The 22,589-nt window shown below is 58.2% G+C and carries 20 protein-coding genes and 3 tRNA genes; 11 read left to right on the forward strand and 12 right to left on the reverse strand.

From position 1 onward, the window contains the following. The first annotated feature begins 287 nt into the window (after positions 1 to 287). The 3 genes from MHX65_RS07605 to MHX65_RS07615 all read left to right on the forward strand — a co-directional run bounded on the left by MHX65_RS07605 (position 288) and on the right by MHX65_RS07615 (position 1,794). Positions 288 to 962 (forward strand): hypothetical protein, encoded by a 675-nt coding sequence (locus MHX65_RS07605; protein ID WP_239269550.1) that lies wholly within the window; start codon positions 288 to 290, stop codon positions 960 to 962. A 119-nt stretch (positions 963 to 1,081) separates the two neighbouring features. Beyond that, on the forward strand, positions 1,082 to 1,285 hold the full coding sequence (locus MHX65_RS07610; protein ID WP_005276046.1) for a hypothetical protein: 204 nt from the start codon (positions 1,082 to 1,084) through the stop codon (positions 1,283 to 1,285). 35 nt (positions 1,286 to 1,320) lie between these two features. Beyond that, a complete protein-coding gene (locus MHX65_RS07615; protein ID WP_005276043.1) occupies positions 1,321 to 1,794 on the forward strand; it encodes a GNAT family N-acetyltransferase in 474 nt (157 codons plus the stop codon). A 53-nt stretch (positions 1,795 to 1,847) separates the two neighbouring features. Here the strand turns inward: MHX65_RS07615 and MHX65_RS07620 are convergent. Beyond that, positions 1,848 to 1,920: transfer RNA gene (locus tag MHX65_RS07620), tRNA-Ala, on the reverse strand. Positions 1,921 to 2,088: 168 nt separating this feature from the next. Between MHX65_RS07620 and MHX65_RS07625 the strand changes: the two genes are divergently transcribed. Both MHX65_RS07625 and MHX65_RS07630 read left to right on the forward strand, forming a co-directional pair. Then, positions 2,089 to 2,991, forward strand: a complete 903-nt coding sequence (locus MHX65_RS07625) for a polysaccharide deacetylase family protein (protein ID WP_239269551.1) — start codon at positions 2,089 to 2,091, stop codon at positions 2,989 to 2,991. After that, positions 2,991 to 3,542 (forward strand): DNA-3-methyladenine glycosylase, encoded by a 552-nt coding sequence (locus MHX65_RS07630; RefSeq protein ID WP_239269552.1) that lies wholly within the window; start codon positions 2,991 to 2,993, stop codon positions 3,540 to 3,542. The genes MHX65_RS07625 and MHX65_RS07630 overlap by 1 nt, the downstream gene beginning before the upstream one ends. On the opposite strand, the gene MHX65_RS07635 is transcribed toward MHX65_RS07630, so the two are convergent. Together MHX65_RS07635 and MHX65_RS07640 are read right to left on the reverse strand one after the other, a co-directional pair. After that, entirely contained in the window at positions 3,539 to 4,024 is a 486-nt protein-coding gene (locus tag MHX65_RS07635; RefSeq protein ID WP_005276035.1) for a MarR family winged helix-turn-helix transcriptional regulator, read from the reverse strand. The two genes, MHX65_RS07630 and MHX65_RS07635, sit on opposite strands and share 4 nt — an antisense overlap. An 89-nt stretch (positions 4,025 to 4,113) precedes the next feature. After that, positions 4,114 to 6,093: a copper-translocating P-type ATPase gene (locus MHX65_RS07640; RefSeq protein ID WP_349883441.1), complete on the reverse strand. Its 1,980-nt coding sequence runs from the start codon at positions 6,091 to 6,093 to the stop codon at positions 4,114 to 4,116. Between the two features lie 6 nt (positions 6,094 to 6,099). Between MHX65_RS07640 and MHX65_RS11620 the strand changes: the two genes are divergently transcribed. After that, positions 6,100 to 6,315 (forward strand): hypothetical protein, encoded by a 216-nt coding sequence (locus tag MHX65_RS11620; protein WP_349819933.1) that lies wholly within the window; start codon positions 6,100 to 6,102, stop codon positions 6,313 to 6,315. A 984-nt stretch (positions 6,316 to 7,299) separates the two neighbouring features. Beyond that, entirely contained in the window at positions 7,300 to 8,508 is a 1,209-nt protein-coding gene (locus MHX65_RS07645; RefSeq protein ID WP_239269554.1) for an IS1249 family transposase, read from the forward strand. Between the two features lie 255 nt (positions 8,509 to 8,763). Here the strand turns inward: MHX65_RS07645 and MHX65_RS07650 are convergent. The 4 genes from MHX65_RS07650 to gyrA all read right to left on the reverse strand — a co-directional run bounded on the left by MHX65_RS07650 (position 8,764) and on the right by gyrA (position 11,994). After that, a tRNA-Ala gene (locus tag MHX65_RS07650) sits at positions 8,764 to 8,836 on the reverse strand. Between the two features lie 9 nt (positions 8,837 to 8,845). Then, positions 8,846 to 8,922, reverse strand: a tRNA-Ile gene (locus MHX65_RS07655). Between the two features lie 174 nt (positions 8,923 to 9,096). Continuing rightward, complete coding sequence (locus MHX65_RS07660) at positions 9,097 to 9,435, reverse strand: DUF3566 domain-containing protein (RefSeq protein WP_005280482.1); 339 nt, start codon at positions 9,433 to 9,435, stop codon at positions 9,097 to 9,099. A gap of 3 nt (positions 9,436 to 9,438) precedes the next feature. Continuing rightward, a complete protein-coding gene (gene gyrA, locus MHX65_RS07665; protein WP_239269555.1) occupies positions 9,439 to 11,994 on the reverse strand; it encodes a DNA gyrase subunit A in 2,556 nt (851 codons plus the stop codon). A 78-nt stretch (positions 11,995 to 12,072) separates the two neighbouring features. Here gyrA and MHX65_RS07670 point away from each other — a divergent pair, with 78 nt between their 5' ends. From MHX65_RS07670 to MHX65_RS07685, 4 genes are read left to right on the forward strand one after another with little or no spacing between them, the layout of a single operon-like run. Next, positions 12,073 to 12,294 carry a hypothetical protein gene (locus MHX65_RS07670; protein ID WP_005280480.1) on the forward strand — a complete coding sequence of 74 codons (222 nt, stop codon included), beginning with the start codon at positions 12,073 to 12,075 and terminating at the stop codon, positions 12,292 to 12,294. After that, positions 12,291 to 12,548 carry a cell filamentation protein Fic gene (locus MHX65_RS07675; protein WP_239269556.1) on the forward strand — a complete coding sequence of 86 codons (258 nt, stop codon included), beginning with the start codon at positions 12,291 to 12,293 and terminating at the stop codon, positions 12,546 to 12,548. Before MHX65_RS07670 ends, MHX65_RS07675 begins: the two co-directional genes overlap by 4 nt. An 11-nt stretch (positions 12,549 to 12,559) precedes the next feature. Then, positions 12,560 to 12,997, forward strand: coding sequence for a DUF6918 family protein (locus MHX65_RS07680; RefSeq protein ID WP_239269557.1), 438 nt, complete (start codon positions 12,560 to 12,562; stop codon positions 12,995 to 12,997). A 60-nt stretch (positions 12,998 to 13,057) separates the two neighbouring features. Further along, positions 13,058 to 14,557, forward strand: coding sequence for an MFS transporter (locus MHX65_RS07685; RefSeq protein ID WP_239269558.1), 1,500 nt, complete (start codon positions 13,058 to 13,060; stop codon positions 14,555 to 14,557). 96 nt (positions 14,558 to 14,653) lie between these two features. Here MHX65_RS07685 and gyrB read toward each other — a convergent pair whose 3' ends face one another. The 5 genes from gyrB to dnaA all read right to left on the reverse strand — a co-directional run bounded on the left by gyrB (position 14,654) and on the right by dnaA (position 22,149). Further along, positions 14,654 to 16,723 (reverse strand): DNA topoisomerase (ATP-hydrolyzing) subunit B, encoded by a 2,070-nt coding sequence (gene gyrB / locus MHX65_RS07690; protein WP_239269559.1) that lies wholly within the window; start codon positions 16,721 to 16,723, stop codon positions 14,654 to 14,656. Positions 16,724 to 16,891: 168 nt separating this feature from the next. After that, entirely contained in the window at positions 16,892 to 17,461 is a 570-nt protein-coding gene (locus MHX65_RS07695) for a DciA family protein (RefSeq protein WP_239269560.1), read from the reverse strand. Next, positions 17,458 to 18,648, reverse strand: coding sequence for a DNA replication/repair protein RecF (recF, locus tag MHX65_RS07700; RefSeq protein WP_239269561.1), 1,191 nt, complete (start codon positions 18,646 to 18,648; stop codon positions 17,458 to 17,460). Before recF ends, MHX65_RS07695 begins: the two co-directional genes overlap by 4 nt. Continuing rightward, the gene (gene dnaN, locus MHX65_RS07705) at positions 18,648 to 19,829 is read right to left on the reverse strand and encodes a DNA polymerase III subunit beta (RefSeq protein ID WP_239269562.1); all 1,182 of its coding nucleotides are present in this window, start codon (positions 19,827 to 19,829) and stop codon (positions 18,648 to 18,650) included. Before dnaN ends, recF begins: the two co-directional genes overlap by 1 nt. 619 nt (positions 19,830 to 20,448) lie before the next feature. After that, the gene (dnaA, locus tag MHX65_RS07710) at positions 20,449 to 22,149 is read right to left on the reverse strand and encodes a chromosomal replication initiator protein DnaA (protein ID WP_239269563.1); all 1,701 of its coding nucleotides are present in this window, start codon (positions 22,147 to 22,149) and stop codon (positions 20,449 to 20,451) included. Positions 22,150 to 22,589 lie beyond the last annotated feature (440 nt).

The raw sequence follows: 22,589 nt of genomic DNA on the forward strand, positions 1-22,589 counted from the left end.
TAGTCACCTCCTTTTCCCGATCTCAATTGCTGTCTGGAGGAAAACGTACCAAGCTGTTCAGTTTGCGGGGTAGCGCGCCGCTAATGGTATTACCTTTGCAGGCCCATAAACAGCGCGGTTATCCAAAATCGGCGTGAATATTAATCCACCAATCTGAACCAAGCGGTCTATTTTATGGGTGATTCCACTCCCTGAATCACCCGCCAAAACAGTGGTGGGGTGTCAAGCTGGCCACTATGCTGGATGGGAAAGGACAGATAAATCTCATCTAAGGAGCACCTGCACTCATGAACCCCACCGCAGTGAATATGGCGTTGAAGACCGGTTCCAATCTGTGGAAGCAATTACGCGATTACCGGCAAGAAAAGTCCCGCGAAACGTATACCGCGCTCGAAGAGGCTGCCCAGCAGATGCAAAAGGAAGACAATAGCGCCTTCGATGAGGCCCGCAAGCAGGCAGGCGCAGTTACCCAGGCCGCGCATTCCCGCCTCGAGCGCGCCCTAGAGGAATTCAATAACTACCGCGAGGATGCCGTCGAGCGTTTCGATGAGGCCAAGAAGGAAGCCACCAAGAAGGACAAGAAGTCTTCCAGGTTCTGGACCGTTGCCGGAATCGTTGCCCTGCTCGCCGCGGCAACCGGTGCGATTTACTACTGGCTGCGCTCCAATGACAAGCCTTCCCAGACCCCACCGCGCGTGGATGACTACCGCGGTGGCACCCAAAACACCGCCCCAGAATCCACCTTGGTCTACACCTCCACCAGCGAAGCTAAGCACGAAGCCGATTCGGACCTCGCCGAAGAGGGCGCTGTGCGCGATGAGGAACTCTTGGGTTCCATCGATGAGCAGCTGGCCAAGCACCGCGAGGAAGAAGAGGCCGCCGCGGAGGAAGCGGATACCACCCGCATCACCGATGATCACCAGAGTGAGGGCAAGCACCGCCTGCAATCTGACGAGCAGTAGTTCCTTTCGCACCCCCGCGGTGGGGGTGCAGTAGGCGTTGCCTAGATCTCATTGCTTTGCCTAATCAAAAATCTCCTGCTTGAATTCACCCATTAAGGCTTTCTACAAGGAGATAAACAATGAGCTTTGAGTCTCTCACCGTCAAGCTCAAAGACGGTTCAACGTACTATTTCCCCGCAGGCCCAGTAACCGATGATCCCTCCCCGCGCGTGGATAACCTCCGCTTTGCCATCGATAACGGCGCTACCTTCCGCTCCGTTGACGAATCCGGTGAAATGCGCGAATTCAACGGCGCGGACGTGCATAACTACCACTTGGCTTAACTAGCCCGGCGGATTCTTCATATATCCTGGGGATTATGGAAATTCGCGCGACACAAGAATCTGATCGCACTTATATAGCTCGCCTCAACTTCCTGACCGATACCTTCGGCGATGAACGAGGCGAGCTTTCTTCCGGTTTTGCCGACGATTTTTCCTTCTACGTGGAAAATTGGGAGCCCAACCAGGGAGGTTTCATCGCTTGGGAGGACCTCGTGCCCGCCGGCGGTGTGTGGCTCAATTGGGGCACCGAGGACAATCACGGTTACGGGTTCGTGGAACCGGCCATCCCAGAATTTGCCATCGCGGTAGAAAGCCGCTTTGCGGGCCAGGGCATTGCCACCGCGCTTATCGATGCCGCCATTTCCCTCGCCCAGACCCTCAAAGCGCCCGGCATTTCCTTAGCCGTCCACCCCGATAATCCGCGTGCGCAGGGACTTTATGAACGCTTGGGATTCGAGCATGTAGGTGTGTACGCCGAGCATTACATCATGGTCAAGCGCTTTTTATAGCCCTATGCATGACTAAAGTCCGGATTCTTTAACCAGAATCCGGACTTTTCCTGTGGAGCATAGGAGAATCGAACTCCTGACCTTCTGCTTGCAAAGCAGATGCTCTACCAATTGAGCTAATGCCCCAGTGGCTTGTACTCTACTACTGCAGCCGCTCATTCCAAAAATGCCGAAGACACCGCGGCACAGTGATGTACTTCTATCACATTTATCACACGCGTTTAATCCATAATTCCCTTCGCAGTGGAGTAGGCTGGCTAATCGTGCCCATCTGTCCTCGTTCCTAGGAAAAGTATGCGTCGTCTTCTTACCTCCGCGCTCACCGTGCTTGCCACCGCTGCCCTTCCCGCCTGCGCCAATGCGCAATTCCTCGAAGGCACCCCAAAAGTAGCCGGGTCCTCAGAACCAAATATCCAGTCCGCGGTTTCTGAGATTCAGACCGATATTCAAAGCCGCATCGACAGCACCCGCGCGCAGGCACAAGATCTTGTTTCCTCGGTAGCACCACAAGACGAGCCGCAGAATGAGGCTGCACCCGCACCGGATCCCCAGGCTGGGGCCGCACCGCAACCAGCCCCGCAGCCACAGGCTAACGGCGTCGATTGCCCGAATTGCGTGGCCCTGACCTTTGACGATGGCCCAAGCCCTTATACCAACCAGCTCTTGGATACCTTTAAGGCGAAAAACGCCCACGCCAGCTTCATGGTGCTAGCGGATCACGCCTACCAGTACCCCCAAGCGCTCCAGCGCATGCAGGCAGAAGGTCATACCATTGGCAATCACACCAAGACCCATCGCCAGCTCAACCAGTTAGCTTACGGCGATATTGCCCAAGAAATCGACGCCGGCAATGCGGCGATCCGCAATGCCACCGGGCAGAATCCAAAGTGGCTGCGCCCGCCCTACGGTGCCACCAATGAAACGGTTGACCAGGTAGCCAGGGATAAGGGCTTGTCGCAGGCCCTATGGAACGTGGATACCTTGGACTGGAAGATCCGCGACTCGCAGCACGTCTGCAATGCCGCCGTCCAGGATGCTAACCCAGGCTCCATCGTCTTGATGCACGATATTCACCCGACCACCGTCAATGCGGCCGAGTGCATTATCGATGGCCTGCGCGCCAAGGGCTTGGAGCCGGTCAGCCTCGATGAGTTGCTGCGCACCCCGGTAGACGGAAAGCGCTACTACTCCCGTTAATGATTGATTTCTCCCACACTGCTGATGTCGTAGCCCCGCAGCTCCTTGGCTGCGTCATTACGCACGCCGGGGTGAGCATTCGCCTTACGGAAGTCGAGGCCTATTTGGGCACGGACGATGCCGCCGCCCATACCTTTCGTGGGAAAACCCCGCGCAATGCCGCCATGTTCGGCCCACCGGGCCGACTGTACGTGTATGCCTCTTACGGCATCCACCGCAATGTCAATATCGTGTGCGCGCCCGAAGGCGTGGGCCAAGGGTGCCTACTGCGCGGCGGTGAGGTGCTATCCGGGATCGATACCGCCTTTGCACGCCGCGGCACCAGCGATTTTCATAATCTAGCCCGCGGCCCTGGGAACCTCGGTAAAGCTCTTGGAGCAACGCTGGAGGATAACCACCTACCAGTGCAGCTTTCTGAGCGCGAGTCTGCACCGGAATGGGTGCGCGGCCCGCGCATTGGTATTTCCAAAAACCAGGAAGCGGCCCTGCGGTTTTGGATTCCCTTTGATAAGACCGTCTCCGGCCGCCGCGGCTATCCCAAAAATAATTAATAGCGCCCGCCGTAGCGCTCATCGGCTTCGATGGCTTTGATGATGCGCTCATTAATTTGGGTCATTTGATGGATCTGCGCGCGGGTCAGGTTATCGATAACGGATCGGCGGGCCTGCTTAGCGTGGCCCGGGGCGGTTTCTACTACCTTGTCCCAGCCGCTATCGGTAAGGTGCGCCATCGTCGTCCGCCCATCATTGGGACAAGGACGCCGCACGACCCAGCCCTGGCGCTCCAAACGGGTAACAACCTGGCTCAGACGGGACAAGGAGCCGTTTGCGGTGATGGCGAGGTCTCGCATGCGCATCTCATGGTTCTCGGCCTCTGATAGCCGTGAGAGCACCGTATATTCAAAGAAGCTTAGCTTGGCATCATCGCGCAGCTGCGCGTCTAGAATATTGGTGAGCCGGACATTCACGCTCATCAGGGACATGAATGCTGCTAGTTCATCCTCTTCCAGCCAAAAGTCGTCCCGCTCGGTCATGAGGATTATTTTAGCAACTGGACTTCAATTCTAAAATAATCCCAAGTAGCCGGAGCCCGTCCCACTTATTCGAACTTGGTCTCCTCCACCTAGTGGCTGGTGGGTGCCAAGCGAGCTGGGTCCAATTCAATCCGGCGCAGCAACTGCGCGTTGAATGCCACCACGATGGTCGATAGCGACATCAATACCGCGCCGGCCGCCGGGGAGAGCACGACACCGATGGGTGCGAGTACGCCTGCCGCCAAGGGCACGGCAATGATGTTGTAGCCAGATGCCCAAATAAGGTTCTGGATCATCTTGCGGTAGCTAGCGCGCGACAAGGTGATCATCGAAAGCACCGACCGCGGGTCGTCGCTGGCGAGCACCACCTCGGCGGATTCCATGGCGACATCGGTGCCGGCGCCAATGGCGATGCCGACTTCCGCGCGGGCCAAGGCTGGGGCGTCGTTGACGCCATCGCCAACCATGGCCACGGCTAGACCGCGCTCCTGTAATTCGGTGACCTTGGAGTCCTTGTCCTGCGGCAGGACTTCGGCAAAGACCTCGTCAATACCCAATTCTTCGCCAACGGCCTCGGCGACCTGCGTGGCATCGCCAGTGATCATCGCAACCTTGACGCCCTGCTCTTGGAGGGCCTGTACGGCCGCGCGGGATTCGGGACGAACCTTGTCTTCAACCGCGAGAGCGCCGATTATCTGACCATCGCGCACGACGTGCAGGACACCCGCGCCGCGTTGGGACCACTCTTCAACCTGCGCATCAAACACCCCAGGGGTGGCAAGCTCTAGCTCGCGCAGCATATTCGGTCCACCGACGAGGACCTCTGCCCCATCGACGGTGGCCTTGATTCCCCGGCCGGCGGCCGCACTGAAATCGGTGCTGTGCAGCTGCTCCTGAGATGCTTCCGCGTGGTCTTCGGCTGCCTTGACGATGGCGCGGGCCAATGGGTGTTCACTATCGGCCTCGGCCGCGGCGGCCACTGCTAGCAGCTGCCCCTCGCTGATGTCCTCAACGGTTGCAACACCGGTAACGGCATGAGCGCCTTCGGTCAGGGTACCGGTCTTATCGAAGAGGACGGCGTCGATGGTGCGCATGCGCTCCAACGCCAAACGTTCCTTGATGAGTACCCCAGACTGTGCGGCCTGCTCGGTAGAGATCGCAATGACCAGTGGGATAGCCAAACCGAGGGCGTGGGGGCAAGCGATGACGAGCACGGTAACGGTGCGCACCACGGCGTCGCTTGGGCTCCCGATAATGGCCCAGACCACCGCAGTAATGAGGGCTGCGATTAGCGCAAACCAGAAGAGCAACGCTGCGGCGCGATCGGCAAGGGCTTGGGCGCGGGAGGAGGATTCCTGCGCCTCGGCGACCATGCTTTGGATACCGCCCAGGGCCGTATCTCCTCCGATGGCTTCTACCTGGACGCGGACGGTGTTGTCGGTGGCCACCGTACCGGCGACCACGCGCTCACCTTTATCGCGGAAGACTGGGCGGGATTCACCGGTGATCATGGATTCATCGAATTCGGCTGAGCCTTTAACAATGGTGCCATCGGCAGGCGCCCGCGCTCCAGCGCGGACCAGTACTATGTCATCCACCGCCAGCTCAGAGACTGGCACGGTGTGGGCCTGCCCATCGATGATCTTCTCGGCTTCGTCAGGCAAAAGTTCTGCTAAGGCGTCCAAAGCGGAGGAGGCCGCGCCGAGTGCACGCATCTCCAACCAGTGGCCCAGCAGCATAATGACGACCAGGAGGGCCAGCTCCCACCAGAAATCTAGGTCGAATCCTCCAATCCCCAAGGTGGTGACCCATGAGGCGACGAACGCCACGGTAATAGCCATGGCGATAAGCAGCATCATCCCGGGCTGGCGGGATTTCAGTTCCGACCAGCCGCCTTGCAGGAACGGCGTGCCGCCATAAATGAAGATGATGGTGCCAAGCACCGGGGGAATCCAGGATGAACCATTGAATTCGGGTACGCCGTAGCCGAGCAATTCTGCGACCATAGGGCTGAAGATGACGACCGGTACCGATAGCAGCAGCGACCACCAGAAGCGGCTGCGGAACATCGCCGCGTGATCGCCGTGTCCGTGCCCATGGCCGTGGCCATGCCCGTGCTCGTGGCCATGACCTTGATGGTCACCGTGAGAGTGCCCTTCGTGGCCGCCATGATCTGTGTGTTGCGTATGATCCGCTCCCGCGGCCTGGTGAGCACCGGAATGCTCACTGTGTTGGTGGGAAGTACTCATGAAGTTCCTTTCTTCTCCTCCCTGCACCAAGAGGAGTTCTAGCGTCGGTGGAACACAGTGATGGTTACTCTCCCCACCATATACCCCGTGGAGGTATATTTACAGAACGGAAGGAGCCATTCTCGTATAAGAGGCGAAGTGGAGCTGCCGAGATGGCCACCCAGCTTAAACGGGCCTAGCCCCCGGAAAGTGGACACGGCGCGGTCAGCCCGACCCCATCAGCTCGGTTATTCTTCAACGTCATTGCAGATGAACTCGACAGAGAAACGGTCCCGGCATTTAGCGATGAACCGGATCATAACGGAGGCTTTGGGCCCAGTTCTGGGAAGTTTCCTGCACGATGGGCCTCCTGCGCCCATTGCCAGGCTGTGTGCCATGAAACGCCGAGCTTCGGGGCTTACTGCCTAACATGCTCTTCCAGCAAGATGCGATCTTCCACAAGTGGGACACTTCAGGTTTCACCTACCGTTTTCGCCTACTCAAAGTGGAAGAAAGAGGCAAAGAAACGACATATGGGGCACTCCATTTTAGTTGGAGTGCCCCATGTTGGCTTTAAAGAGGAACTTTAGTCCTCATCACCCGAAAACTTCTTTCTCATTGTCCAATCTATCCAGAACCAAATGCAGAACAAGATGAGACCGATCACCGTTCTAGGGACGACATCTAAGTCAAAAACGATTCCGAGAAATAGTCCCAGAAGGACCAATGAAGCAAAAAATACAGCCCACGATACTCGTGAATTATATTTTTTGGATTTTAGCTTCTGCATTCATGCCCTCCAACTGGATGCGGACGATCTCCCATGTATGGTGCAATCTTAAGCTGATAGCAGGTGTTGTGGTCGTATTCAGCGAATGCGGGTTAAGGGACAGAATGTGTGTCCGGATGTGCGTCGGTAGCTAGGTTGACCAGTCGCAACGAGGATTCCGCTCTAGGCGGTGAGGCGCAGCGCGGGGTCTGGGCGCGAAATCCACGTATCTGGCTGAGAATGTGGTACCCGACGGGGTAGGCAGCAAACTAACCCGCGTGGTTAATCAACACATCACGTGCCCCGTGTGCCTGGGGCCAGTAAAGAAAAATGGCACAACGTCCGCAGGCAAGACTCGTTGGCGCTGCAAAGACCGTTCATGCGGCCACAGCTTCACCAATACCAACGATGACCCCATCCAGACTGCCAGGTTCCGGATGTTCTACGAGTGGTTCTTGTCTTCATCAACCCTGTCGTCAATCGCCGCAGAGCACGGCTATAGCCGTCGGCAACTCACCCGGTGGTTCGAAAACTTCTGGCTCGTCCACGTTCCCGACAACACCGACTCCAATCGCATCTATGACCAGCTATTTGTCGACGGAACCTACTTCGGCCACCAGAACTGCCTACTGGTGGCATCAACGAAAGCCCACGTCGTGGCCTGGCATTGGTGCCGCCAAGAAGACACGTTCAACTACAACCGTCTCTTCGACAAGGTCGGGCATGCCCCACTGGTGGTCACCACCGATGGACACCAAGGCTCGCTAGAAGCCATCAAAACAACCTGGTCACAAGCACACATCCAACGCTGCCTCGTCCACGTCAAACGCAACATTCAACGCTACGTCGGCTTGTACCCCGTGCTGCCATCTGGCAAAGCACTGCGCGGCCTATCGTTGTCACTGCTGCGGGTAAGCAACCTGGATGAGGCCGCGGAATGGACCGCGAAGCTGCAGCAATTCCACGACGTGTACGGCAAGTGGCTCAGTGAGAAGACCTACATCAAAGACCTCAAACCGGAAGAGATTCCAAAGAAATTCCGTCGAAACAAGAAGTTCTTTTACATGCATTCCCGACACCGCAGTGCCTACGAACTGCTCGCCAAACTGGAACGGAACAAGCACCTATTTACGTTCCTGACCAGTCAGGAAGACGCAGTCGAAGGACAACTCGCTCGCGATACCAACAGCCTGGAAGGCGGCATAAACGCCGGAGTAAAAGCCCTTGCCAGGTACCACCGAGGAATGCCAGAGGAGCACCAGCGCACTGCCGTGGACTGGTGGCTGCATCTGCACACGCAATATCCCGGTGACCCTATTGAGATTGCCCGAAGTCAAAAATGGGGACGCAGCGCACTCGCCAAAGTACAAGCTGCGTCCACCAACAACACGGCTAACGACCTCGACGGCGCACCAGCACGGTACGACACCGGAATCGAAAGCACGCACACCAACGATATCGGTATCCGCAAAGGCTCCATGCGCTAACCCCTAAACCCCCAGCCCAAACCCCTAAACCGCGGGGCGGCAGACACACAAAATGTCCCACCCCGCGACACGCCGGCCTAGACACTCATTTTGTCCCTTAACCCGCGAATGCCTTTGCTGTTTTAACAATATCAAGCGCGTTGATGCCTGCTATCGGACAAACACCCCCAAAACCAGTTTGATAGGTGTGGGGAGCTTCGAGAGGGTACAAAAAGCAAAAAGTCCGACTCTCTTAAGGAAGCCGGACTGATGCTGTGGAGCATAGGAGAATCGAACTCCTGACCTTCTGCTTGCAAAGCAGATGCTCTACCAATTGAGCTAATGCCCCATTGTTCCGTGGTGGGCCTAGCTGGAATCGAACCAGCGACCTCATCGTTATCAGCGATGCGCTCTAACCGACTGAGCTATAGGCCCTTTAGCGGAACGAGATGTAACTTTACATACTACCCCGGAAAGAACACAAATCGGCAGCTCAAAGAGGTTTTCAGAGGCGCACTTCGTGGGTCTAATGAGGACGCTACTTCGCGCTTAAAACTAGAAAAATGCCGGCAACCGTAGCTGCCGGCATAGTCTCCCACTCACAGTGGTCTAGATGTCATCCAAGCTGACCTTTAGCCCACCGAAGACATCCACGATGGCGTTATAGATTACGGCCATCAGCGGTGCGAGCAAGGTGAACAGGACGGCGAAAATAACGCCAATCAGCGCGCTGGCTGCGATCACCACTCCAAAGGTGACCTCAAAGCCGCCGCCGACGCCACCAACGAGGCTATTGACTGACTCCCATATGCCCACCTGGTGCAAACCGATGTACAACAGGCACACGGCCAGCAACCACGCGATGAGTCCGACGAGTGACAGGGCCAGACCAACGCGAAACGCCGAGGTGGGCGAGATGTGGTGGATGGTTACGTCTCGTCGTTCCATGTCCTACTCCTCGTCCTTGGAGGCATCGCTTACCTTGTGGTGCTCTTGCTGGACCTCATCGACGGTCTTTTCGCCCTTGGCCACAGCCTGCGCGTCTTCCTCACCATCTTCTTCAACATTGCGGTCGATGGCAAGCAATTCGACGTCATCGGCAAGGTCAACCAGGCGCACGCCCATCGTGGCGCGCGAGGACGGACGAATCTGGTTTACTTCGGTGCGAATAACCCCACCGGCGGAGGTAATGGCGAAGATTTCATCGTCCTTGTCAATGGAAATGGCACCAATGAGCTTGCCGCGCTTCGGAGTGTACTTGAAGGTCATGACACCCAAGCCACCGCGGCCCTGCGGGGTGTATTCCTCAATGGCGGTGCGCTTGCCGTAACCACCCGAGGTAGCAACGAGTAGGAACTCGCCGTCGTGGACGACGGACATCGCCAGCAGCTGGTCATCGCCGCGGAAGCGCATGCCCTTCACGCCGGCGGTAGCGCGGCCCATGGGGCGCAGCTGGTCGTCATCGGCAGTAAAGCGAATGGCTTGGCCCTGCTCAGAGGTCAGCAGGATGTCATCGCCCTCAGAAACGAGCTGGGCGCCAATGAGCGCATCGCCCTCGTTCAGATTGATGGCGATAAGGCCTGCGGAACGAGCGGACTCGTAATCGGTCAGGCGCGATTTCTTCACGCGGCCCTGCTGGGTGGCCAGGACCAGGTATGGCGCATCCTCGTAGGACTGGATCTGAATGACCTGGGCAATCTTTTCCTCCGGCTGGAATTCCAGCAGGTTGGCCACGTGCTGGCCGCGGGCGGCGCGGCCGCTCTCTGGCAGCTCGTAGGCCTTCAGGCGGTAGACGCGGCCAAAGTTGGTAAAGAACAGGATCCAGTCGTGCGTGGAGCAGACGAAGAAGTTCTTCACAATGTCATCTTGCTTGAGCTCCGCACCGCGCACGCCCTTGCCGCCGCGCTTTTGTGACTTATAGGTATCGACCTTGGTGCGCTTGGCATAACCCGTGGCGGTAATGGTGACCACGACGTTTTCGCGGGCAATGAGGTCTTCATCGGTGACCTCGCCGGAGGCAGGCAGGATCTCGGTGCGGCGCTCATCGCCGTACTTTTCGACGATCGCCTCCAGCTCATCGTGGACGATCTGGCGCTGGCGTTCCTCGTGGGCGAGGATGTGCTTGAGGTCGGCGATCTCCTCTTCGATTTCTGCCAATTCATCGACGATCTTTTGGCGCTCCAGGGCAGCCAGGCGGCGCAGCTGCATCGCCAGGATGGCATCGGCCTGGATATCGTCGACATCGAGAAGTTCCTTCAATCCCTCGCGCGCCTCATCAACGGTGGGCGAACGACGGATCAGGGCGATGACCTCATCCAACATATCCAGCGCCTTGACCAAGCCACGCAAGATGTGCGCGCGCTTTTCCGCCTCATCCAGGCGGTACTGGGTACGGCGAACGATGACCTCGATCTGGTGCGCAACATAATTGCTCAGCATCTGATCCAGGCGCAGGGTGCGCGGCACGCCATCGACGATGGAGAGCATATTCGCACCGAAGGAGGTCTGCAGCTGGGAGTGCTTGTACAGGTTATTGAGCACCACGCGGGCGACGGCGTCGCGCTTCAGGGTCACAACAATGCGCATGCCCACGCGGTCAGAGGACTCATCTTCGATCTTGGAAATACCGGCGATCTTGCCGTTGGCTACGGACTCCGCGATATTGGAGATGAGGTTATCGGGGTTGACCTGGAACGGCAGCTCCGTAATCACGATGGTCTGCCGGGAACCGGATTCCTCGATGGAGGTCACACCGCGCATGCGGATGGAGCCGCGGCCGGTGGTATATGCATCCTTGATGCCCTGATCGCCCACGATGAGGCCGGCGGTGGGAAAATCCGGGCCCTTCACGCGTTCCATGCAGGCCGCGAGCGCGGCATCCTCGTCTGCGTCCGGGTTCTCCAGCAGCCAGTAAATGGCCGAGGCCAACTCATTGAGGTTATGCGGCGGGATATTGGTGGCCATGCCCACGGCAATGCCGCCGGAACCATTCATCAAAAGGTTAGGCACGCGGGACGGCAGGACGTCCGGCTCGCTGGTCTTGCCATCATAGTTGGGCGAGAAATCCACGGTATTTTCGCGGATATCGCGGACCATTTCCATGGCCAACGGGGTGAGCTTGCACTCGGTATAACGCATTGCGGCGGGGCCGTCGTTACCGCGGGAACCGAAGTTACCCTGGCCATCGACAAGCGGGTAGCGCATATTCCAAGACTGCGCCAAGCGCACCAAGGTGTCATAGATGGCCGAGTCACCGTGCGGGTGGAATTGACCCATGGTGTCAGAGACCGGGCGCGCGGACTTCACATATCCGCGCTCGGGGCGGTAACCCGAATCGAACATGGCGTAGAGAATGCGGCGGTGCACTGGTTTTAGGCCATCGCGCACCTCAGGCAGCGCGCGGCCCACAATGACGGACATGGCGTAGTCGATATAGCTCGACTCCATCTCCTCATTAATGTCAATGGGAAAAATCCGATCAAAAAGATCGTCGTTACTGTCACTCATAAGGCCAAATTCTACCTTCTCCGGGCTTTATCGGCCTTATTTGCCGCACCGGTGGTATCACTGTGGTATCACTGGGGCATGGCAATGACATTGCGGCTTACCGCAGAACAAGATCACGCCCTTACCCTCTTGGCCTCCGCGCAGGGAACCTCCAAGCACGAGGCGGTGGTGCGTGCCATCGTGGCGGCGGCCTCGCGCACGCTTGCCGATGCCCACGTGCAAGCCACCGCCCGCGAGCTCCTCCCCGGCCGCGCGGATCTAGAGGCCGAAATTCGCAGGGCGCGAAAGACACACGCATGAGCCCCGAACAGCTGTACCTATTGGCCCAAGAATTTTGCGCCCGCTTTAATCTCCGCATCATCAACTATTCCGCCTTAGTGTCTGCCGCCGCTGCCAGCACCGCGCGCCTAGAGGGCATCGCCATCCACGGCGATGAGCGGCAGGCCGCTCGAGCTATGGCGGAGGTTTTGGAAAAGGTGCCAGCGTTAAACGCTGGAAATCAGACCTTCGCGCAGTACTGTGCCCGCGTCTATATGGCCACTAAATTCGCGTAAAGTATGGCACCATGTCTCACCTTTCTACCTTGATGCACGGATCCACCCGCACCGAGTTCATCGCCGAATGCGGGGATCTCGTTGAAAAAGTCGCCTCCGCCAAATCCGGCATTTCCGGCATAGCCATTAAAGGCGGATTGGCGGCCGCCAAAAAAGCCGATGCCAATGTCGTCCCCAAGGCGCTGGAACGGATCCTGCCGGATGTCCTCGATGCCCTGGATCCACGGTGGCAAGACTTTGCGGAAAGCGGGAAGGATGATTTCGGCGCCTTCCTTGAACCGCACCAGGAAGAGGTCAGCGATGAGATTATGAACATCGCAGATAAGCACGTGGAAAAGGTAAACTCCGCCGCACTGCGCAAACCCTATAATTCCCTGCGCGGCAAGGCCACCAAGATCTTAAGCCCGGAAGTTCCTGCATTCGGCCGCGTCGTGCAAAAGCACATGTAAATAATTAATTTCCACCGGTTTTCCTGCGGTTGAAGGTTATCTGGACTGCGGAGTATAAGTGTGGAAGTGACTTTTTCCCCACATCATAAATCGTCGACATCAGAAGCAAACCGTACCGATTACCCCGCCGGCCAAGACCCCGCCCGCTGGCGGGTTCTTATTATTGTGCTGGTCACGGTGTTCATGTCACTGATTAGTGTGTCCATCGTGAACGTGGCACTGCCGTCGATCCAGTCTGGGCTTGGTGCCACGGATTCGGATGTGCAATGGGTGCTGTCTGGTTATGCGCTTACCTTCGGCGTGGTCCTCGTCGCCGCTGGGCGCGCCGGCGATCTCGTGGGGCGCGGGGGCATCTTCCTGCTCGGCATCGCCGTCTACACCATCAGCGCCGCCGTGGCGGGTTTCGCGCCGAATGCGCATTCTCTGAACATCGCGCGCTTTGTCCAGGGTGTTGGTGCCGGATTACTGAACCCCCAAGGCGTGGGAATGATTCAGCAATACTTCCGCGGGGAAGAACGCGGCCGCGCCTTCGGATACTTTGGCGCCACCGTGGGAATCGCCGTGGCCATCGGCCCGGTATTGGGCGGCTTCCTCATTAAGCTCGGTGGTCCTGACCACGGGTGGCGGCTGACCATGCTGGTCAACGCGCCTATCGGCCTGCTAGCCATCATCTTGGGCCTCATGTGGTTCCCACGCCCGCTGTTTTCCCGCGTCCGCGATGCCGCGGGCAATAAGCTGGGCATCTTCAAGGCACTGGCCACCCTGGATCCCATCGGCGCGCTCATCCTCGGCGCCGCGGTATGGTGCATCCTCTTCCCCTTCATGGACTCAACCGGCTCCCCGGCCGTGTGGTGGCTGCTTCTGGCGGGTGCCGTCCTCATTGGCGTGTGGGTGCTGTGGGAGCGCCACCACAAGGCCACCGGCCACCCGCCGATGGTGGATCTCAATATCTTTGCCACCTCGAGCTTCCGCAACGGCACCATCATCGCCACGTTGTGGTTTATGGGTATTACCAGCATCTGGGTGCTCGTTGCGTTGTATTTCCAAAATGGCCTGGGCTACTCCGCCCTAGCGGCCGGCTCGGTGGGCATTCCTTCCGCACTCCTCAACTCCATTACCGCCACCATCGCTGGCCGCAAGATCTCGCGGTATGGGCGCATGGTGGTCATCATCGGCATGCTAACCACCATCTTCGGTCTCATCGCCACGGTGGTCTTTATTTGGAGCACCACGCATTGGGGAATGAACGAATGGTGGCTCATCCTCTCCTTGGCATTTATCGGGCTTGGCCAGGGTGCCGTGGTCTCACCTAACCAAACCCTGACCTTGGCGCAGGTCCCAGATAACTACGCCGGTTCCTCCGGCGCGGTCCTACAAACCGGCCAGCGCATCGGCACCGCCATTGGCTTGGCCGTCATTACCGCCATCGTCTTTGCCATGCTCCAAAGCACCTCCGGAGATTGGCCCGTATCCATCATGACCGGCTTTGGCGTCATCATCGCCGTCTGCCTAGTGTCCTTGAGCTTTGGTTTTGCGGATCAGCGCGCTTCCCGCAGCTAATACCTCGCCCCATAGTTAAAGCCCACCGTGGAATTATCCACGGTGGGCTCTAGCTTTTTGCCTAGCCCCTGCACGCAGAAGGGCTAAGCCAACGGTTTAGATATCCAGGAAGCGGACATCCTTCGCGCGGCGGGTAATAAAGGAGCGGCGGGCGGCCACGTCATCACCCATGAGGATGGAAAACAGCTCATCGGCGCGCTGTGCGTCTTCCAGGTCCACGCGGCGCAACAGGCGCGTGGAGGGATCCAGGGTGGTCTCCCAGAGCTCGGAGGCGTTCATCTCGCCCAAGCCCTTGTAGCGCTGGATGCCGTCATCCTTGTTGATCTTACGGTTGTGCTCCAGGCCTTCCGCCAGCAGCTTATCGCGCTCGTCATCAGAGAAGGCGTAGCCCGGCGTGCCCTTGGACCACTTCAGCTTGTAGAGCGGCGGGTTAGCTAGGTACACGTGGCCATCCTCAACCAACTGCGGCATAAAGCGGAAGAGCAGGGTCAACAGCAGCGTGGCGATGTGCTGGCCGTCCACGTCGGCATCGGCCATCAGCACGATCTTGTCGTACCGCAGCTTCTTGATATCGAATTCCTCGTGGATGCCAGTACCCAACGCGGTGATGATGGCTTGGACCTCGGCATTTTTTAAGACCTTATCCATGCGGGCCTTTTCCACGTTCAGGATCTTGCCGCGCAAGGGCAAGATGGCCTGGAACATAGAGTCACGGCCGGCCTTCGCGGAACCGCCCGCGGAGTCACCCTCCACGATATAAAGCTCCGAACTCCGCGGATCCTTAGAACGGCAATCCGCAAGCTTGCCGGGCAGTCCACCCAGATCGGTGGCGGACTTGCGGCGCACCATCTCGCGCGCCTTACGCGCTGCCATGCGGGCATGCGCCGAGGAGACGGCCTTATTGATAATGGCCTTTGCCTCTGCCGGGTTGGCATCAAACCAGTCATTGACGTACTCGTTGACCGAGCGCTGCACAAAGCCTTTGATCTCGGAGTTGCCCAGCTTGGTCTTGGTCTGACCCTCGAACTGCGGGTCGCCCACCTTGACCGAAATAACGGCGGCCAAGCCTTCGCGGCAGTCATCGCCGGAAAGGTTGCCGTCCTTGTCCTTGATGAGCTTGTGCTCCTTGGCATAGCGGTTCATCAAGGAGGTCAGGGCTGCGCGGAAGCCCTCTTCGTGCGTGCCGCCCTCGTGGGTATTGATGGTATTGGCAAAGGTGTGCACGGACTGCTTATAGCCCTGGTTCCACTGCAAGGCCACCTCAACCTCGTGGTCCTCGCCTTTTGCCTCGAAGGACACGATGGTGGGGTGAATGGCGCTCTTGGACTTATTGAGGAATTTTACGTAGTCCGTCAGGCCCTCCGGATAGTGAAAGGTGATCTTCTTGCGGCGCTTCTTATCGGCCTTGGTGACGTTCTTGGAATCGGCTTCCTCGTTAAAGGTATCGCCGGCATCGGGGACATCATCAAAGGAGGTCTCATCCGCGCTCGCCTCACCGGATTCCGCATCCGCGATTTCCTCGAGCTCGATCTGCTCTTGAGTCACGCGTTCATCAATCAGCTCGATGGTCAGGCCCTTGTTCAGGAAGGCCATCTCCTGCAGGCGGCGCGCAATGGTGTCGTAGTCGAACTCGGTGGTTTCAAAGATCTCCGGGTCCGCCCAGAAGCGAATCTTGGTACCCGTGCCACGGGCGTTGCCGCCTTCTACAAGGTCATCCGGGATGGCGTTCTGGAAGTTTTGGTACCAGTGCTTGCCCTCACGCTTGATCTCCGCCTCCACGCGGGTGGACAGGGCGTTGACCACGGAAATGCCGACGCCGTGCAAGCCGCCGGAAACGGCATAGGAATCGGAGTCGAATTTACCGCCGGCGTGCAGCTGCGTCATGACCACCTGGACGGTCGGCGCACCGGAGGCGTGCATCTCCACCGGGATGCCGCGGCCATTATCGATGACCTCGACGCCGCCGTCTTCCAAGAGCTTGACGGTAACCTTGTCCGCGAAGCCTGCCATGGCCTCATCGACGGAGTTATCGACGATCTCCCAGATAAGGTGGTGCAAACCGCGCGATCCGGTAGAACCGATGTACATACCGGGGCGCTTGCGGACGGCCTCTAGACCTTCCAGGATCGTAATTGATCCAGCATCATATGCGTGTTCTTCAGCCACGGATTCGTGCTCTCCTTTTGGCTATAGCTAATTCTAAGACTTTCACTATTCTACACGCATACCCCCTACTGAATGACACCCCACACCGGCCAGAGGTAGCTATGTGGCGCGCTCTGTGGTTATTTATCTTTTAAAGGGCAGAGCTAACCTGCGCCTATCAGCCACTTATCAGCCGTAGGTATCTTGCGATCCCTGAGGTTTCACCCACTGCCGCCCCTCGTAATTGCGCTGCTGCCGCGGGCCGTGGATCCGCAGCTCAGCGATGACATCGGGGCCGAGCCGGTCCGCAATTTTGCGCAGGATTTCCCGCTGCAGGTAGCGCAGTTCCGTCGCCCAAGTGGAGTTATCGCAGGAAATATAGACGATCTTGTCCTTGATTTTTTGCGGCTGCGTATGGGCGGCAATGCGCTCACCCACCAGGTTTTCCCAATTTCCCATGACCCAGCCGTGCGCTAATTCATGCTCCCAGCCGCGGTGAGAAATCTCCTTTTTAATCTGTGCGCCCAGGCTCGGCACGTCGATCTGTCGCCGCGGCCTCCTGCCATCGGCGCCGGTAGGCCTACCCACCTGGTAGCCGCGATAGTTCTGCTGTTGGGCATCCGCCAAGGAGGGAACCGGCATCTTCGGCACCGGGCGCGTAAGTTTTGGCGGGTTCTTCGAGGTAGAGCGCACCAAGCGGAAGTATTGGGTGACGGGATCCGTGCGCTGCGTGCCGGTTTCCCCTTCTTCCTCACTCATGCTTCTTCCTCGCTATCCTCTCCTGCGGTGGCTTCCGTGTGCAGGGTGGAAATGCGCCCCTGGTCCGTATCTTCCACTCCTACCCGGTAACGCACGATGGGCTCTAGGTTATCCGGTAAGTCCTCATCCACCGCGGCGGTAATTAGCACCTGTTCTGCCGTGGCGGCGAGGTAAACCAGCTGAGTGCGGCGCTTGGCATCGAGCTCGGCAAAGACATCATCCAAGATGAGGACCGGATCGGATCCCCCATCCTCTCGCAGGAGCTCAAACTCCGCCAGGCGCAGGGCGATGGCATAAGACCAGGTTTCGCCGTGGCTGGCAAAACCCTTGGCCGGCTGATCCCCCAGGTGGAGCACGAGATCATCGCGGTGCGGGCCCACCAGAGAGATGCCGCGCTCGATCTCGCGCTGCCGGGCAGTGGCCAGCTCGGTCAGCATGACGGCCTCCAGCACCTCGCGGTCAGAGGTATCAATGGTGGATTTATACTCCACGTGCGCAGGCCGCGACTCCGGTGCGAGGCCGGCATAGGCGGCGGGAATGTGGTCCAAGAGGGCATCGACAAGCGCAAGGCGCGCCGCAATGACCTGTGCGCCTAAGCGCGCGAGCTGGGCATCCCACGTATCCAGCGTGGACAGGGCCGATGCGCCGTCGCTATCGCCGTAGCCGCGCCGCAAGCTTGCCGATGCCGACTTCAACAATGCATTGCGCTGCTTTAATACCTTGTCATAATCCGCCTTAACCCCAGCTAAGCGCGGGGTGCGCGAGGCGATGATGCTATCGAGATACGCGCGGCGCCCCGCGGGCTCACCGCGCACCAAGGCCAAATCTTCAGGGGAAAACAGCACCGTTTTCACCACGCCGAGCAGCTCGCGCGGGCTGCGCAACCTCGTGCGGTTAATCTGCGCCTGGTTGGCGGCATGGGGTTTTATCAGCAGGTGGGTGGTTAATTCGCGCCCCTGGTTCACGGCAGTAAGGGACACCCGCGCGCTCTGCGCGCCCTGGCGCACCAGCGGCGAATCATGGGAGACGCGGTGGGAAGACAGGTGGGCGGTATAGCCCACGGCTTCCACGATATTGGTCTTGCCAAAGCCATTGCGGCCCACAAACAGAGTGATCCCCGGGCCCAGCTCAAGCTTTAGTTCGGGCCATGAGCGAAAATCCCGAACATCGAGATCCCGTATAAACATTAACCTGGCAGGCGAACCGGCATTAAGAGGTAGGTGAAATTGGTCTGCGGCGTAGGGAAATTGCCATCCTCATCGGCTTCCGGCAGCTCTTCTGGCTCCGGGATCATGATGGCGGGGCGGGAAGGCTCCGTGAATCCGAAGACCACGCGGTCGGTGTTGATGACCGCTAGGCCGTCCTTCAGATAGCCCGGGTTGAAGGCGATGAGGAATTCATCGCGGCCGTGGAATGCGCATGGCAGGGTCTCGGTGGCATTACCGGCATCGGCGCCGGCGGACAGGGTGACCTGGCCATCGGCAAATTCCATGCGGATCTGCGCATTGCGGTCCGTCAGCAGGGAAACGCGACGAATGGCTTCTTGCAGCGGTGCCACCTCAACCGAGGCAATATTCGTGTGCGACTTGGGAAGCAAGGGCTGGACGTTTGGGAAGTCCGCATCCAGCATGCGCGTGGTGGTTTCGCGGTTATCCGCGTGCAGGCCAAAGAGGCCATCGGCGCCGATATTATCGCCGGAGCCCACCGCGATCTCGATGGGATTATTCAAATGCGGATCCAGGCTGCGCCCGGTATCTTGCAGGGTCTTTGCCGGGACTAGGAGCTTAGCCTCAACGTCCTCAGCCGCTGGCTCCCACTCCAGGGTGCGCATGGCCAAGCGGAAGCGGTCCGTAGCCGTCATCTCAATATCCTTGCCGTGGATATCCATGTGCACGCCAGTGAGCATGGGCAGGGTGTCATCCTTGCCGGCTGCGGATGCTACCTGCTGGATGGCCTCTGCGAAGAGCTGCGGCTGGATCGTGCCGGTGACCTCAGGCAATACCGGCAATTGCGGGTAATCATCGAGCGGGATAAGCGGTAGCTCGAAGCGGGAGGAACCACAGGCAACCAAAGCCTTGGAATCTACCTGGGAGATCTCCACTTCCTTATTGGGCAAGGTAGCCACGATATCGGAAAGCAACTTACCGGCAACAGCGATCTGGCCGGGCTCATCCACCATGCCGGCGATGCGCACCTTGGTAGAAACCTCGTAATCAAAGCCGGTGAACTCTAAGCCGTTGTCATCAGCGGTGATGAGCATCGCGCGCAGCACCGGTTGGGTGACCTTGGAAGGCAGGCTGCGGGCAACCCACGCTACGGCGTTGGCAAGGTCATCTTTGGCAACGCGAAATGACACGGCTTCATCCATGGTGCGAAGAGCTCCTCTTTGGCGGGGTAGGAATGTGTAACTTTCAAAAGCTGGCTTCCAACTTACCGCATCCGGTGAGCCTTGTAATTTTCCCTCCGCCCGTCCGAGCCAGCGCCGCGTGCTCGGCGCCGGGCACAATTCCACACATCCCCTTTCTACTTACAAGATCAGAGAAATAATTTAGTAGTAGTAATAAGCGTTGTGGGATCTGTGATCAACGGGGTAAATGACAAGTTCAGCGCGGCGATCCGGGGTGTGCCAATTCTTGTGATCTTGCTGTGATCAACCGGCCCGGAGTGTGGATAAATTGGCGGGTCATCGTTTTATCCACAGCCTGTACTAGTTTTCCACGGATCTGCACACAGTGTTGATCACAGGGGCGTCTGTGCTGGATAGGGCCTGTGGAATTTAAAACTGTGAGCAAAATCTACAAATTACATCCGTGAAATTACACAGGTGTGGATAACTCTGTGGATAGCTGTTCATACGGTCTTTACAGGGACATAACCGCAGGTAGGCGGTGGTGGAAGGTGGAGGGCACCGGGAAGCGCGGCGCCTGCTTACAAAAATGGCGCCTTCCTGTTATTTAAGGAAGACGCCACCGAGTGGTTCGTTTGATCTAGGCGCGACCGCGATTCTTGATGCGCTGGGTCAGGGACTGAATCTCGTCGTAGGTATTGCGCTTTTCCGTCATCTCTTTGCGGATCTTGCGATCGGCATAGATCACCGTGGTGTGGTCCTTGCCGCCGAATTGCTCGCCAATCTTGGGCAGCGATAGCTCGGTCAATTCGCGGCAGAGGTACATCGCCAGCTGGCGGGCATGAGCCACCGCGCGCTTCTTACCAGCACCGCGCAGGGTTTCTACATCAATATCGAAGTATTCCGCGGTGACCTCCATGATGGAGGCCGCGGTAATTTGCCTGTCAGCAGAATCCGGCGCGAGATCGCGCAATGCAATTTCTGCCATTTCCACGTTGATCGGCTCATTGACCAGGGAGGAGTAGGCGGAGACGCGAATGAGCGCGCCCTCGAGCTCGCGAATGGAAGACTCGAAGCGCGAGGCGATGAGCTCCAGGACGGAGCGATCCACCTCAGTGCCATCGGCGGCGGCCTTCTTCATCAAAATGGCGATGCGGGTTTCCAGGTCAGGCGGTTGAATATCTGTAATCAACCCACCCTCAAAGCGGGTGCGCAGGCGGTCTTCCAGCGTGGTGAGCTGTTTTGGCGGGCGGTCCGAGGACAAAATGATCTGTTTATTGGCCTGGTGCAGCGCATTGAAGGTGTGGAAGAACTCCTCCTGCGTGGATTCCTTGCCCTCTAAGAACTGGATGTCATCCACCATCAAGATATCGAGGTTGCGGTAGCGCCGCTTGAAGGATTCCTGGCGGTCATCGCGCAAGGAATTAATATAATCATTCGTAAATTCTTCCGAGGACACGTACTTCACGCGCAGCCCCGGGTGCAGCACCTGTGCGTAGTTGCCGGCGGCATGCAAAAGGTGCGTTTTGCCCAGTCCAGAACCACCCCAAATAAATAGCGGGTTATAGGCGCGGGCGGGATTTTCCGCCACCGCCACCGCCGCGCCATTGGCAAAACGATTCGATGAACCGATGACGAAGCTTTCAAAAGTGTGCTTCGGGTTCAGCGAGGTCTCCCGGTTGGGATCGTGCGCCGGGGCTTCCCGCGGAATGCGCGCGGCATTCGCAGATCCGCCGAACTCTGGTTGCTGGCGGTTATCGTCCTGCTGGCTGGTGTAGTGCTCCGCCAATTCATCCAGGCTTGCCGGGGCATGGCTGGACCGCCAATTAGGCGGGGTCTGACCTGCGGTGGGGTTGTTATTTCCGCGGGCTGCCGCCGCATCCGTTTGCTGGGGGCGAGAGACGTAATTGTGCGCGGAGGAAGAATCGGTCTGCGCCGGTGGCATGTGCTGTGCCGGCGGGTTGGGTTGGGAGGAAGGGGCCTGCGTGCTTGCCGATGCCCCTCCTGGTGCCGGCTGCGAATTCGATGGGTCAGCCGGCGGTTGTGGTTCTTGCGGGGTAGCCAAAGTGACGGCGAAGGAACACGGGCGGCCGAGGTGGCGGGTAAGGGCCTTGGAGATGTATCCGCCGAGCTCATTTTCTACAACTTCTTTGGCGTTGACATTTTCCGCTGCGACAAGCGTGTAGCCTTCCACCATCATGATCGGGCGAACCAGCTGCAGGTAGAGCCGTTGCGTATGCGAAAAGCTCGGGACCTCAGAGTTGGGCTGCTCGGATTGCGCGAGCAGATCATCGACGATCGCGCGCCAGACAGCTTCTAGGTTCGCTTGTGGTTCAGTCACAACGGGCTACCTTCAATAATTCTCTCGGGGACGGGTGGACAGTAAATAACAAATTCCACGGTGGATTCCACCGCGGTTTTCACAGTGGTTTTTATCGAGTCACCTCGATCTCCACAGAGTTATCCACAGGTGTGGAAGAAATAGTTATTCACAGCTTAGTGCATGGCTGTGGATAACTTGTGATAGGCCACTTTATGGTCTTGTACTGCGGAAACCCTAAAACTCTCAAGTGGTTATTTAGAGTTATCCACAACGGTGCACGTGCTGTGGAATTCGATTCCTTAGTTCTACCGCCGCAAAGGTGGGTGTGTCTAACGGAAGATTTATACTTAAAACGCAGGCGGCTATAGACCATTGCGGCGCGAAGGATTAGCCGCAGCATGAGCGCCAAAACTGGCCTTCTAGCTGCAGGAAAAAACACTTATGTAATTTCGGGTGTA

Origin of the sequence: Corynebacterium sp. ACRPS (assembly GCF_022346005.1) — a bacterium.
Lineage (GTDB): Bacteria > Actinomycetota > Actinomycetes > Mycobacteriales > Mycobacteriaceae > Corynebacterium.

What these genes read in the sequence shown, in the direction of transcription:
- MHX65_RS07605 (WP_239269550.1), top strand. Translation starts at nt 288, where the DNA reads ATGAACCCCACCGCAGTGAATATGGCGTTGAAGACCGGTTCCAATCTG.
- MHX65_RS07680 (WP_239269557.1), top strand. Translation starts at nt 12,560, where the DNA reads ATGTCTCACCTTTCTACCTTGATGCACGGATCCACCCGCACCGAGTTC.
- MHX65_RS07695 (WP_239269560.1), bottom strand. Translation starts at nt 17,461, where the DNA reads ATGAGTGAGGAAGAAGGGGAAACCGGCACGCAGCGCACGGATCCCGTC.
- recF (WP_239269561.1), bottom strand. Translation starts at nt 18,648, where the DNA reads ATGTTTATACGGGATCTCGATGTTCGGGATTTTCGCTCATGGCCCGAA.
- MHX65_RS07625 (WP_239269551.1), top strand. Translation starts at nt 2,089, where the DNA reads ATGCGTCGTCTTCTTACCTCCGCGCTCACCGTGCTTGCCACCGCTGCC.
- MHX65_RS07670 (WP_005280480.1), top strand. Translation starts at nt 12,073, where the DNA reads ATGGCAATGACATTGCGGCTTACCGCAGAACAAGATCACGCCCTTACC.
- MHX65_RS07640 (WP_349883441.1), bottom strand. Translation starts at nt 6,093, where the DNA reads ATGTTCCGCAGCCGCTTCTGGTGGTCGCTGCTGCTATCGGTACCGGTC.
- MHX65_RS07610 (WP_005276046.1), top strand. Translation starts at nt 1,082, where the DNA reads ATGAGCTTTGAGTCTCTCACCGTCAAGCTCAAAGACGGTTCAACGTAC.
- MHX65_RS07675 (WP_239269556.1), top strand. Translation starts at nt 12,291, where the DNA reads ATGAGCCCCGAACAGCTGTACCTATTGGCCCAAGAATTTTGCGCCCGC.
- MHX65_RS07615 (WP_005276043.1), top strand. Translation starts at nt 1,321, where the DNA reads ATGGAAATTCGCGCGACACAAGAATCTGATCGCACTTATATAGCTCGC.
- MHX65_RS07635 (WP_005276035.1), bottom strand. Translation starts at nt 4,024, where the DNA reads ATGACCGAGCGGGACGACTTTTGGCTGGAAGAGGATGAACTAGCAGCA.
- MHX65_RS07660 (WP_005280482.1), bottom strand. Translation starts at nt 9,435, where the DNA reads ATGGAACGACGAGACGTAACCATCCACCACATCTCGCCCACCTCGGCG.
- MHX65_RS07630 (WP_239269552.1), top strand. Translation starts at nt 2,991, where the DNA reads ATGATTGATTTCTCCCACACTGCTGATGTCGTAGCCCCGCAGCTCCTT.
- gyrA (WP_239269555.1), bottom strand. Translation starts at nt 11,994, where the DNA reads ATGAGTGACAGTAACGACGATCTTTTTGATCGGATTTTTCCCATTGAC.
- dnaN (WP_239269562.1), bottom strand. Translation starts at nt 19,829, where the DNA reads ATGGATGAAGCCGTGTCATTTCGCGTTGCCAAAGATGACCTTGCCAAC.